The sequence below is a fragment of the Micromonospora sp. CNB394 genome, from assembly GCF_000374985.1.
In the GTDB taxonomy this organism is placed as follows: Bacteria; Actinomycetota; Actinomycetes; order Mycobacteriales; family Micromonosporaceae; genus Micromonospora; species Micromonospora marina.
The window spans coordinates 77647-89832 of record NZ_KB895825.1 but is presented as its reverse complement, the minus strand read 5'-3'; the positions used below and the strand labels follow the sequence as shown (position 1 = coordinate 89832).

Here is a 12186-nt window from a genome sequence, read left to right as displayed (position 1 = left end):
CATGCGGTTATCACGCAAGACGGCGGCGGCGCTGCTGCTCACCGTCGCCCTCGGCACGTCCGCCTGCTCCACCGACCACAAGGCGCAGCAGGCGTCGCCGGGCACCCCGGCGTCCGGCCAGGACATCAACCGTCAGGACCGCGCGAACCTACGCGACGGAGGCGACCTGCGGTTGCCGATCGACTCACTGCCGACCAACTACAACCCCAAGCAGGTAAACGGCGCCCGCGTTGTGACCTACCAGTTCGCTGACGCGATCCTGCCCAGCGCGTTCCTCGACACCGCCGACGGCGTCCCGGCGGTGAACAAGACCTTCTTCGACTCGATCGAGATGATCTCCACCCAGCCTCAGAAGATCCGCTACAAGATCCGTGAGGAGGCGGTCTGGAGCAACGGCCGGCCGTTGTCCTGGGAGGACCTTCGCGGCCACTGGAACGCGCTGCGCGGCGCCGACAAGGGCTTCGAGATCAGCAACAGCATCGGCTACCAGGACGTGGCGAACGTGGAGCGCGGAGCCTCCGACCGGGAGGCCGTGCTCACCTTCGCCAAGCCGTTCGCCGACTGGCAGGGCCTGTTCCGGCCGCTGGTCCCGACCGAGGTGACCGCCACCCCCGAGGCATTCAACAAGGCGTGGCTCAACCGGCCGGAGGTCACCTCCGGCCCGTTCGAGATCGCCGACGTCGACACCGTCGGCAAGGTTGTCACCCTGCGCCGCAACGAGAAGTTCTGGGGCACCAGGCCCGCCCTCGACCGGGTGATCTTCCGGGTGCTCGCCCCCGCCGCCCGTGCCGACGAACTCGCAAACAACGGCCTCGACCTGTACCCGATCGGCGGCGACATCGACCTGCTCACCCGCGCCAAGGGCATCTCGGGCGTGCAGATCAGGAAGGCGTCCGAGCGGCGCGCGGGTCAGCTCACCTTCAACGGCGCCGACGGCGCACTCCTGTCGGACACCGCCCTGCGGGTCGCCATCGCTCAGGCCGTCAACCCGCAGGAGGTGACCGACATCGTCGTGGGTCCGATCGTGCCCGGAGCGAAGGCCGTCGGCAACCACATCGTCCCGCAGGGTCACGCCGCCTACAGGGACAACTCGAAGGAACTGCCGTTCGACCCCGAAGCCGCGCGCACCGCGCTCGACGCCCAGGGCTGGAAGCTCAACGGGGCCGTGCGCACCAGGGACGGCAAGCCGCTGAGCCTGCGCCTCGTCGTGCAGGCCACCCCGACCGGCAAGGCGGTCTCCGGCGTCATCGGCAAGCAGCTCGCCGCCGTCGGAGTCGAGGTCGAGGTCGAATCGGTGCCGACCGAACGGTTCCAGGAGGCCTACCTGCTCCCGGGCAACTTCGACCTGATCGCGTTCGAATGGACGAAGTCGCCGTACCCGATCTCGCACGACCGGCCCGTGTTCCAGGTGCCGGTCGACGGCAAGGCGGGCAACAACTTCGGTCGCGTCGTCATCCCCGGTATCCAGGAGCTGTACGACAAGGCCATCGCCGAGTTCGACCAGGCCAAGAGTGCGGCCCTGATCGACGAGATCGACAAATTGGCCTGGAAGCACGCACACCACCTGCCGCTGTACCCGGAATCGGGCGCCTACGCCGTGCGCGGCACCGTCGCCAACTACGGCGCACGTGGCCTCGGCGGCTACGGCTTCGCCAACGCGGGCTTCATGAAGTGACAACGCCCGGCGCGGGCCGACGACGTGGCGCAGCGTTGTCGGCCTCCGCCGTCCGCGCCGTCGGCCGGCTCCTCGCCCGGCTGGCGGCCCGGCTCGGCGTCTGTCTGGCCGCAGTGCTGCTCACCTACACGCTCGCGGCGCTCAGCTTCGACCCCCTCGCGGAACTGCGCACCACCCAACCGCCGACGCCGCAGTCCGTCATCGACGCACGGGCCACGGCCCTCGGCCTGGACCTGCCGGTGCTGCCCCGGTTCGGGCAGTGGCTGGCCGGCGCCGTGACCGGGGACTTCGGCACCACCGCCGACGGACACGACATTGCCGGCGAGGTGTCCGCTCGCGCCGGCACCAGCATCCGGCTGTTCCTGCCCGGCGGCGTGCTGGCGGTGCTGTTCGGCTGCGGGTTCGGCATCTGGGGCGCGCTGCGCGCCGGCAGCGCCGCCGACAAGCTGTCGATGGCCACCGCCCTGCTGTTGCTGGCGATCCCGGTATTCGTGCTGGGCACCGTCCTGAAGCTCCTGTGGCTACCGGTCAACGAGGCCGCCGGCACCGACCTGCTGCCGTTCAGCGGTGAACGGACCCCCGGCTCCGACCTCACCGGCTGGGCCGCGCTCGGCGACCGGCTGCGGCACCTGGTCCTGCCGACGATCGCCATCGCCCTCCCGCAGATCGCGTTCTACAGCCGCTATCAGCGGGCCGCGATGCTGGAGGTACGCGACAGCGAGTTCCTGCGCGCGGCCCGGGGGCGGGGCCTGCGGCGGGGCCGCGCCGTCCGCCGCCACGGCCTGCGGATGGCGCTGATCCCGATGGCCCCGCTGGTGGCGTTCAGTTTCGGCCTGCACCTCGCCGGAGGCGTGTTCACCGAACGCATCTTCGGCTGGCACGGCCTCGGCGACTGGCTGGTCACAGCGATCGAACGCCAGGACGCGAACGTCGTCGCCACGGCCACCCTGCTGATGGCCGTCCTCGTGGTGATGGTCGGCTGGCTGGCCGACCTGGCGCTGCTACTTCTCGACCCACGGACCCGCACGTGAACGTTCACCGCCCGATCGCGCTGACCGGCGCCGGGCTGCTGGCACTGCTGGTGCTCGCGGCAGCCGTAGGCCCGCTGCTGCTGCCCTTCACCCACACCGACCAGGATCTGCGCAACGTGCTCGCCGCCCCGTCGGGCGCACACCCACTGGGCACCGCCCGGCTCGGCGAGGACATGCTCGCACTGTGCCTGCGCGGACTCCAGAAGTCCCTGGTGATCGGGCTGCTGGCAGCGGTACTCACCACCGCCCTCTCGGCACTGGTCGGCACGGTCGCGGGTTACCTCGGCGGCGTCGCCGACCGCGTCCTCATGATGGTCGTCGACGTGCTCCTGGTGCTGCCGCCGATCCTCGCCGTCGCGGTGCTCTCACCGGCCCTGCGCGGTTCCTCGTGGCTGGTGCTGGTGCTACTGATCGCGACGTTCCAGTGGATGGTGACCTCGCGGGTGGTCCGCGCCCGCGCCCGGAGCCTACGGGTCGCCGGCTACGTCGTGGCCGCCGAGAACACCGGCGCCTCCACCACCCGGATCGTCACCCGGCACCTGCTGCCACAGATGGTGCCGCTGCTGGCGATCGACTGCACCCTGAACGTCGCCTCCGCCGTCCTCGCCGAGGCCGGACTCAGCTACTTCGGATTCGGGGTGCAACCGCCGGACGTTTCGCTCGGCACCCTGGTCGCGACCGGCACCGGCTCCGCGCTGACGTTTCCGTGGGTCTTTCTCGCTCCGGTCGGCTTCCTCACCGCCACCGTACTCGCGGCGGCGATGCTCGGCGAAGGGCTGCGGGACGACGCATGATGCTCGACATCCGTGATCTCACGGTCTCCTACCGCACCCGCACCGGGCCGGTGCCGGCCGTGCGGAACCTGACCTTGACCGTCGCCGCCGGAGAGGCGGTCGCCCTGGTCGGCGAATCGGGCTCCGGGAAGTCGGCGACGGCGTTCGCGGTCATGGGTCTGCTTCCCGACACCGCCCGAGTGGAGGGATCGGTGCGCCTCGCCGACCGCGAACTGCTCGGCCTGTCCGACCGTGAGCTGTCCGCTGTCCGTGGCCGGCAGGTCGCCATGGTCCATCAGGACCCGCTCGCCGCACTGACACCGGTGATCCCGGTGGGCCGCCAGGTCGCCGAGGCGATCGCCGTCCACCAACCGGGCCTGCGCCGGCGGGACGCCACTGAAAGGGCCGTGGAACTGCTCGACCGGGTCGGCATCGCGGCGGCACGGCGGCGGGCCGGAGCGCTGCCGCACGAGTTCTCCGGCGGGATGCGGCAGCGGGTCGCCATCGCCATGGCCATCGCCAACGACCCCGACCTGATCATCGCGGACGAGCCGACGAGCGCGCTGGACACGACCGTGCAGGCGCAGATCCTCGACCTGCTCGACGACGTGCGGGCACGGACCGGAGCCGCACTGCTGCTGATCACCCACGACCTCGGGGTGGTGGCCCGATCGTGCGACCGGATAGCTGTGCTGCGCCGGGGGGAACTGGTCGAGCAGGGGCCGGTCACGAAGCGGTTCCGCCGACCGGCCAGCGCCCACCTACGCGACCTGCTGACGGCGTCGGGCGCCGAGCCGCCCACCGCCGTCGCGCAGGTGACGGCCGCCGGCGCCGGGCCACTCGCTGCCGCGGTGCGGGCGGCCGCATCAGACGTCGGGCCGACCGCGTCCGAGGTCGAGCAGGCCGAGCCCGGTGCCGGGGCGGCGCTGCGGATCACCGGACTGCGCCGGCACTTCCCCGTCCGGCGCAGGGCCGTCGTCCGTGCCGTCGACGGCGTCGACCTCACGGTGGACACCGGCGAGGCGGTCGCCCTCATCGGCGAATCCGGCTGCGGGAAGACCACCGTCCTGCGTGAGATCATCGCCCTGCGCCGGCCCCAGGAAGGAACCATCGCGCTGTTCGGCGCCGACGTCTCCGGGCTGCGCCGACGGGACCGGACCGCGCTGCGCGGACAGGTGCAGATGGTGATGCAGGACCCCGCCTCGTCGTTGAACCCCACGATGTCCGTCGCCGACGTTGTCGCCGAACCGCTGCGGGTGCACGGATGGTCACGGCCGGACAGCCGATCCCGCGCCCGGGAGGTGCTCGGCCTCGTCGGACTGTCGGACGAACACGCCGGACGCCGCCCTGGGCAGCTCTCCGGCGGACAACGGCAGAGGGTCGCCATCGCCCGCGCATTGGCCCCCGGCCCCCGCCTGGTGCTGCTGGACGAGCCGGTGTCGGCACTGGACACGTCACTGCGGGTCGGCATCATGGATCTGCTCGCCGACCTGCGGGAACGTTTCGGGCTGGCATTCCTGATGACCTCGCACGACCTGACGCTGCTGCGGCGCACAGTCGACCGGGTGACGGTCATGTACGCCGGTCGCGTGGTGGAGACCGGCCCGGCCGCCGACGTGCTGTACGCCCCGGCGCACCCGTACACCCGGGCGCTCGTCGCCGCCACACCGGTCGCCGATGTGGCGGCGGCACGAGCCGGACGCGGGTCCGCCCCCGCCGGGGAGCCGCCCGACCCGCTCGACCGCCCCGATGGATGCGCCTTCCGGCGGCGCTGCCCGCTGCACCGGGAGCTGTCCGCGCCGGATCGGGCGAGGTGTGGACAGGTACCGCTGCTCGCCCCGGTCGACCGCCGTCAGGTCGCGTGCCATCACACGGACCATGCGCTCGGCGGGCTCGGCACGCACCCGGCCGTTGAAGGTCACCCCGCCCGGTAGGTCCGGCACAACAGGAGGCACCGTCGCGATTCCCGGCATGGCGACGGAGCGCCCCCTGGCGGTCACAGATCCCGAGCGGGGATCACATCGCCGCGGTCACTGTCGATCCCGTGATGCGGTAGTCGGCGGCAACCTTCGACACCGCCGCCGACACCGCCGCCGTACTGTCCCCCCGGAACCGGAACCGGCCCCCGACGTGCTCGAAGTAAGCGTCGGCGTCCGGCAGGACCACGCCCGGCTCGAGCACCACCTCCGCGTACAGCTCGGGCACCGACCCCATCATCGGGGTGGACGCCTCGATCCGGCACGGCCGCTGCGCCGGGGCGGGCACGAGCAGAAACCCGCCGACCGGCCCGTCCGCCGTCGGGGCCGGCATGTCCGGCCTACGCCCCAGGGCGAGGTCGAAGGCGGCGCGGTTCAGGTCGTAACCGCGCAGTTCCCGCCACATGAACGGGATCTCCGCGCCGCCGGTCCGGGCACCGACCTCCAGGAACCGCAGCCGGCCTCCCTCGTCGAACAGCTCCAGATGGAACACCACCGGATCGGTGGAGAGCGCCCGCAGCACCCGTCCGGTGAAGTCCTCCACCCGTCGCCGGAAGCCGGCGTCATCGACTTCCACCGAGCCGAGCGCGATTCCCGACCGGAACTCCAGGCAGGTGCGCAGATAGCGGGACACCGTGCACGCCGCGACCGCGGCGCCGTCGAAGACCCCGTCGACGTGGTACAGCACACCAGGACTGAACACCTGGACCATCGACCCGGCCACCTCCCGGGGCACGTCGGCGGGCCGGTCCAGCACCCGCACCCCCGCGGCAGAACTGCCGTCGCGCGGCTTGAGCACCACCGGATAGCCGTGCGTCGTGGCGAAGTCGTGCACGTCCCCCGCACTGTCGACCGCCGCGAACGCGGGAACGTCGACCCCGGCCGCCGCGACCGCCCGGCACATCACCACCTTGTCGCGGAACCGGCGCGTGTCGTCCACCGTCGGCCCCGGACAGCCCCACTCCGTCCGCAGGTGCGCGGCGACGAGCAGGTCGTCCTCCTTCAGCGCGACGACGCCGACCGGCGGGCCGTGCCGACCGGCGAGTCCGCGTACCGCACCGGAGACCGTGGAGAGGTCGTCGGTGGCGGGCACCACGACGACCTCCCGTGCGTGCGCCGGCACCGCGTCGGCCCCGACGTCGGTGCTGACGTAGGTGACCGCGTGGGCGGTGTGATCCAGGTAGGCGGCGTAGTCGGCGTACCCGGCCCGCCACCGGTGCAGGACCACGACGTGCTGGGGCGTCATGCCCGGAGCCGGTAGAAACCGACGCCGTCGAGGTAGTTGACGGCGCGGAAGTCGTCGGCGACCACCTGGGCGACCGGATGCGCCAGGCCCACCATCAGCGGTTCGGTCGTGTCGTCGACGGTGCGCGGCAGATGTTCGCCCGGCTGCACCCCCAGGTGCTCCCTGTGGAAGCTGGGCAACGCCCGCACCTGGTCCAGCAGCGGGTAGTCCTCCAGGATGCCCTCGACCGGCGAGGTCAGATACGCCATCACCACGTGCTGCTCGACCCGGTGCGGCTCTTGGTGGCGGTTCGCGAACAGAACCGGATCCAGGTACGCCTGCACGGTCCACTCCAGTTGTGACTCACCACCGGCAAGGGTGGCGTAGTAGGCGGCGCCGCCGCCGCAGAGCCGGATGCCGGCCTCGACCAGGCACGGTCCGTCGCTGGTGACCATGATCTCCAGGTGGGCGGGTCCGTGCCGCACCCCGAGTGCGTCGAGTACGCCGCCCGCGTACCGCACCACCTCCGGCACGTCGTCGACGGGGGTGGAGAACACCCCGGCGTGCCGGTCGACGACGCCGTTGACGGTCATCTTGGCGTACTGCCAGATGTCAGTGACCCGGTGCAGGCCGTTCGCGCTGACGGTGTTGACGGCGTACTCGGTGCCGACGAGGTACTCCTGGGCGACGACCGTCTCGTTGCACTCGGCGAAGACGTTCGTGCTGCCGAGGATCGCGTGGAAGGCGGCCGACGACGCGTCCGGGGTGTCGCAGAAGGTGACCCCGTCGTTGCCGGCGCTGCGGACCGGCTTCACCACGACTCGGCCGCCGACTTCGGCGTGCCAGGCACGCAGTTTCGCCTCGTCGGTGACCACGAGTTGCCGGGTGGCCCGCAGGCCCGCGGCGCGAACGGTCTCGTTCTGGACAGCCTTGTCACGTCGCGCGGCGCTGTGGGCGGTGCCGTTGGTCGGCAGCCCCAGCGCCTCGGAGAGCTGATCGGCGAGTTCGACGCCGGTCTCCCCGCCGGTGATCACCAGATCGGGGCGGTGCGCGGCGAGCGCGTCCCGGGTCGCGGCGAAGTCCCCGGTGTGCACGATGTTGGCGGAGAACATCGTCAGGTCCGGATGCCGCCGGTACGCCGGCGGCGGCAGGGCGGTGCTCTGCACCCGCACGACGGTCGCCCCGGCGCTCTGGAACGCCTGCGCCAGCGGCACGGTGGGCGCGTACACGTCGACCATCGCTACGATCTTGTTCAAGATCCCATCCTTTCGCAACGCTCGACCACCGCGAGCACCCGGTCGATCTCGTCCGGGGTGTTGTAGACGTGCACGCTCACCCGCACCGCCAGGTCGTCGGTGTCGCGACCGGCCTGGCAGTGACTGTCCGCCCGGACCATCAGCCCCTCGTCGGCGAGCACGAACCCGAGATCGTCGGAGCGCACCGCCGCGTGCCGGAACGTCACGATCCCGTCCCGCCGCTGCACGTCCGAGTCGGCGGTGAGGCTGTTCTGACAGCCGAGCACCCGCACACCGGGGAGCCGGCTCAGCCCGTCGGTGAGCCGTACGCACAACGCGGTCGTCCAGGCGTGGATGTCGGCGAGGCCGGCCCGGTCGAGCCAGTCGAACGCGGCAGCCATGCTGACGATCCCGGCCGTGTTCGGGGTGCCGGCCCAGCCGCGGCGCGCGAAGCGCGGGCCGCGCCGGTTGCGGGCCCACACCACGCCCGTTCCGGGCAGGGCGAGCATCTTGTGGCCGGAGAAAACCACGAAGTCCACGTCGAGGTCGGCGACCGACACCGGCCGGTGGCCGACGCTCTGCGCCGCGTCCAGGCAGATCGGCACGTCCGGGCCGACGACCTCGCGGATGCGGTGTACGTTCATGTCGGCGCCGAAGACGTGGTGTACATGCGTTGTGGCGACGAACCGGGTCCGTCCGGTGACCACCGACGGCAGTGCCCGGTGGTCGTAGTCGCCCGAGGCCGGGTCGACCGGCATCGGGCGCACGGTCACCCCGACGCCGGTGCGGGCGAGGCGGTCACGCAGGTCCAGCCACGGGCGCAGGTTCGACTGGTGATCACCGAACGGGACGATGATCTCGTCGCCGTCGGTCAGTTGTCCGGCGAGCCAGTCGTCCGCGACGGCCCGCAGGCCGTCACTCGTGCCGCTTGTGAAGTCGACAGTGGACCCGTCGCCGGTGTCACCGAGCGCACGCCGGATCCGGTCCCGGCACGCCTCGATCCGTGCGGTGGTGCGGGTCGCCCACGGGTGGGATCCCCGCCCCACGTTGGCGTTGCCGGTCGTCAGGAACTCATGCACGGCGTCGAGAACGGCGGCCGGTTTCTGCGTGGTGGCCGCGCTGTCCAGGTACGCCAGACCCGGACTGCGTTCGAAGATGGGGAACTCCGCGCGCAGACCGTCCTGCCATGACGCGAGCCGGTCGAGCACCCCGCCGTGGATCGTCGTCGTCACGGCCGGCTCAGTCCCGCACCAGCGGGGCACCCGCGTCGCGCCAGGCCACCACGCCGCCGCGCAGGCTGCGCGCATCCTGATGACCCATCCGGGTCAGCAGCGCGGCGTAGCGGGCCGACTTCTCGCCGACCGGGCACACCAGCAGCACCGGTCGCGACGCCCCGATCGGCAGGCCGCCGTGCAGCAGTTCGTCGAAGAGTTCGTCGACGATGTTGACCGAATTCTCGATGTGCAGCGCGGCGTAGGCGAACGCGCCGCGCAGGTCGACCACCAGCGGCGCCGTCTCGGCGATCCACTGCCGCGCCTGCGCCACGTCGACGGAGGCGGCAGCGGCGACCTCGGCGTCGGTGAGCGTGCCGACCGAGTTCGGCCGCGGCGGTTGCTTGAGCAGGTCGGGGCGGCGCTGACGGACGTAGCTCATGTAGCTCTCGACCCGGTCGCACACGATGAACACGGCCGTGCGGCGCTCGGTGAGGGTTTCGTCGATCGCCTTGAGATGACGCACCGCGCCGAAGTAGGCCGCACCGCCGGTGGGTCCGCCGAGCATGCCGCAGCGCCGGTTCAGGGTGAGCATCCCGTCGATGGCCTCCTGCGCGGAGACGGCCTCGATCGTGTCGTAGTTGCTCGGGTCGAAGAGACCGACCTCGTTCACCTCGTCGATGTTGCGGATACCGGGGATGAAGTCCGACTTCTGCGCCACCAGTCCGACGACGGCGACCTGCGGGTTGTGCTCACGCAACACGGTCGCGACACCGGTCGACGAACCGGCGGTGCCGACACAGGCGATGAAGATGTCCGGCCCGCGCCCGTCGAGATCCTTGATGACCTCCTGCGCGGTCGAGATCCGGTGCGCCTCCAGGTTGCGCGGGTTGAAGTACTGGTCGGTGTGCAGGTAGCCGCTGCCCTCCTCGGAGAGCATCCGGTACATGCGGGTCAGCGGATCCTCGGTGTCGGTCGGGTCGAGACACTCGGTCTGGCCCGGCAACTCCTCGATCTGCGCGCCGAGCAGCAGCAACAGGTCCTTGATCTCGGGGACCTTCATCCGGTTGGTGACGCTCTTGAACGGCAGCCCGTGCATCGCCGCGATGACGGCGAGTGCCTTGGCGGTGTTGCCGCTCGACAGCTCCACGATCGAGTCTCCGCGCTCGATCGCCCCCGCGAGGCCGTCCTTGGCCATGTTCCATGCCGGCCGGTCCTTGACGGAGCCGAACGGGTTCAGCATCTCCAACTTCGCGTACAGGTCGATGTTGCGCAGTCCGTGCACCTCCGGTGCCACCCGCACCAGCGGTGTGTCACCGATCGTGTCCAGGATGCTGTCGTACCTCATCGGTCACCTTTCACGGGCCAGTACTGCTCGTCGAGACACCACTTCCACGTCCCGCCGGCTCGGTAGACGGCGGCTTTGGCAGCGATGGGCTGCATCAGGGCGTGGTCGGCGGCGAAGTCCATGAAGTAGCCGGCGGTGTTGACGAACACCACCAGGTCGCCTGGCGCGGGGAGGCGGGGCAGGGTCACCTTCCGGCGGGTGATGAGATCGTCCTCCAGGCACAGGTTGCCGGACAGGTACACGCCGACCGGATCGTCCTCGCCGGAGCCGGGCGGCAGCAGCACCGGGTCCATCAACACGGCGTGGTCCTCGGTGCTGATGTCGCGGGAGTTGGCCGCGAGCCGGACCAGCACGTCGCCGGCATGGGTGGTGCGTACCTCCACCACCCGGGCGGCGGTGAGGCCGCACTGGTCGAGCATCGCCCGGCCCGGTTCGACATGCAGGTCGTAGAGGCTCTCCAACAGCAGGGTCGCCATCGACCGGCCGAGCGTCGGCGCGTCGAGGGTCAGCAACGCGTCGAGGTAGGCCGGGCCGGCAACCGGCCGGTACGCCGGGTAGACACCCAGAGCGCCGCGCAGCGTGCCGGCCTCGGCGCGTAGTCCGTACCCGTGGTTCTGCCAGGTCATCGCCGGGCGCACGCCGAGGACGGCCCGGCCGAGTTCGGTCGTGTAGCGGTCCCATTCCTCACGGTCGGCGAGGTAGTTGACGCCGAACCCGCCGCCGATGTCGATCGCCGACGGCGAGAACCCGCGCGCCGACGCCTCGCGCATGGCCAGCAGGCAGCCCTCAAGCGCCAACGCCTTCTCGGTCAACGCGTTCGTATCCAGGTGGTAGGCGAAACCGAGCAGGTCCAGCTCGTCGCGATGCTTGTCGAGCAGGTCCAGCACGACGCCCACCTCACGACCGTGCACCCCGAACCGGCTGGGTCGGCTCAACACCCGCACGCCGGCGGAGTCGAACGCCGACAGTCGCGCCATGACCCGCACCCGCGGCAGGCGGTGGCTGGCCACCAGCGCGGCGAGTTCGGCCAGTTCCTGCACGGAGTCGGCGTTGACCACAGCGCCGACCCGAGCGGCCAGCCACAGGAAGTCGGTGTCCTTGGGACCGGTCGCCATGATCCGGCGGCCGGCGCATCCGGCCTCCAGCACGTGCCGCAGTTCGCCGAGCGACGCGACATCGACCCCGGTGTCTCCGGCGGCCAGTTGGCGGACCAGCGCGCTCGACCGGTTGGCCTTGTGGGCGAAGAAGACCTCGCCGCACAGGTGATGAGAGGTCAGCACCTCGCGGTACCGCTCGACGTTGTCGGTAATCTGGTGCGGCAGCACGACGTTCAACGGTGAGCCCAACGCCTCGACCATGTCCGGCAACAGGTCCGGCTGGTCGAGAATTCCGCGCACCGAGTCGCTCAGCGACGGCTTCAGAAACAGGTCTGTGTCCACACTTCCCCCAGTACAGGCGCCTTCACCACTGAAGCCGCCGGGAATCCACCCAGGGCCGGTGGGAACGCAGCCGCACCCATCGAACGTGCTGAAAACGATTCCCGTTTCCATAGTGTCGGCCCGAGGCGCGAATCGCAACCCCCAGTCACCACCAAAATGCGTACCGGCACGACCCACCGCCAGACCTCGGGCCGCCCGCCGCACCAGAGACGTACGCCCGGACCTGCACCGGGACCCGCGCGCCGCGGACGGCCGCCCGCCGGCGAGCCAGGC

At 71.1% G+C, this 12186-nt stretch carries 9 protein-coding genes; 4 read left to right on the top strand and 5 right to left on the bottom strand.

Translation table 11 applies throughout. The features are described 5' to 3' along the window. Nucleotide 1 precedes the first annotated feature (1 nt). Genes C569_RS0100370 through C569_RS29535 form a run of 4 tightly spaced genes read left to right on the top strand, consistent with a single transcriptional unit; the run spans nucleotide 2 to nucleotide 5413 of the window. On the top strand, nucleotides 2-1675 hold the full coding sequence (locus C569_RS0100370; RefSeq protein ID WP_018783828.1) for an ABC transporter family substrate-binding protein: 1674 nt from the start codon (nucleotides 2-4) through the stop codon (nucleotides 1673-1675). A gap of 35 nt (nucleotides 1676-1710) precedes the next feature. Further along, complete coding sequence (locus tag C569_RS0100365) at nucleotides 1711-2706, top strand: ABC transporter permease (protein ID WP_018783827.1); 996 nt, start codon at nucleotides 1711-1713, stop codon at nucleotides 2704-2706. Next, nucleotides 2703-3500: an ABC transporter permease gene (locus C569_RS0100360; RefSeq protein WP_018783826.1), complete on the top strand. Its 798-nt coding sequence runs from the start codon at nucleotides 2703-2705 to the stop codon at nucleotides 3498-3500. The genes C569_RS0100365 and C569_RS0100360 overlap by 4 nt, the downstream gene beginning before the upstream one ends. Then, nucleotides 3497-5413, top strand: coding sequence for an ABC transporter ATP-binding protein (locus C569_RS29535; protein ID WP_018783825.1), 1917 nt, complete (start codon nucleotides 3497-3499; stop codon nucleotides 5411-5413). The genes C569_RS0100360 and C569_RS29535 overlap by 4 nt, the downstream gene beginning before the upstream one ends. An 82-nt stretch (nucleotides 5414-5495) precedes the next feature. On the opposite strand, the gene C569_RS0100350 is transcribed toward C569_RS29535, so the two are convergent. From C569_RS0100350 to C569_RS0100330, 5 genes are read right to left on the bottom strand one after another with little or no spacing between them, the layout of a single operon-like run. Continuing rightward, nucleotides 5496-6701 (bottom strand): acetyl-CoA carboxylase biotin carboxylase subunit family protein, encoded by a 1206-nt coding sequence (locus C569_RS0100350; RefSeq protein ID WP_018783824.1) that lies wholly within the window; start codon nucleotides 6699-6701, stop codon nucleotides 5496-5498. After that, nucleotides 6698-7936: an ATP-grasp domain-containing protein gene (locus C569_RS0100345; RefSeq protein WP_231394673.1), complete on the bottom strand. Its 1239-nt coding sequence runs from the start codon at nucleotides 7934-7936 to the stop codon at nucleotides 6698-6700. Before C569_RS0100345 ends, C569_RS0100350 begins: the two co-directional genes overlap by 4 nt. Next, nucleotides 7933-9147 carry an aminotransferase class V-fold PLP-dependent enzyme gene (locus C569_RS0100340; RefSeq protein WP_231394672.1) on the bottom strand — a complete coding sequence of 405 codons (1215 nt, stop codon included), beginning with the start codon at nucleotides 9145-9147 and terminating at the stop codon, nucleotides 7933-7935. Before C569_RS0100340 ends, C569_RS0100345 begins: the two co-directional genes overlap by 4 nt. Before the next feature lie 7 nt (nucleotides 9148-9154). Then, nucleotides 9155-10474, bottom strand: a complete 1320-nt coding sequence (locus tag C569_RS0100335; RefSeq protein ID WP_018783821.1) for a pyridoxal-phosphate dependent enzyme — start codon at nucleotides 10472-10474, stop codon at nucleotides 9155-9157. Continuing rightward, entirely contained in the window at nucleotides 10471-11913 is a 1443-nt protein-coding gene (locus tag C569_RS0100330) for a Y4yA family PLP-dependent enzyme (RefSeq protein WP_018783820.1), read from the bottom strand. The genes C569_RS0100335 and C569_RS0100330 overlap by 4 nt, the downstream gene beginning before the upstream one ends. Between the last annotated feature and the right edge of the window lie 273 nt (nucleotides 11914-12186).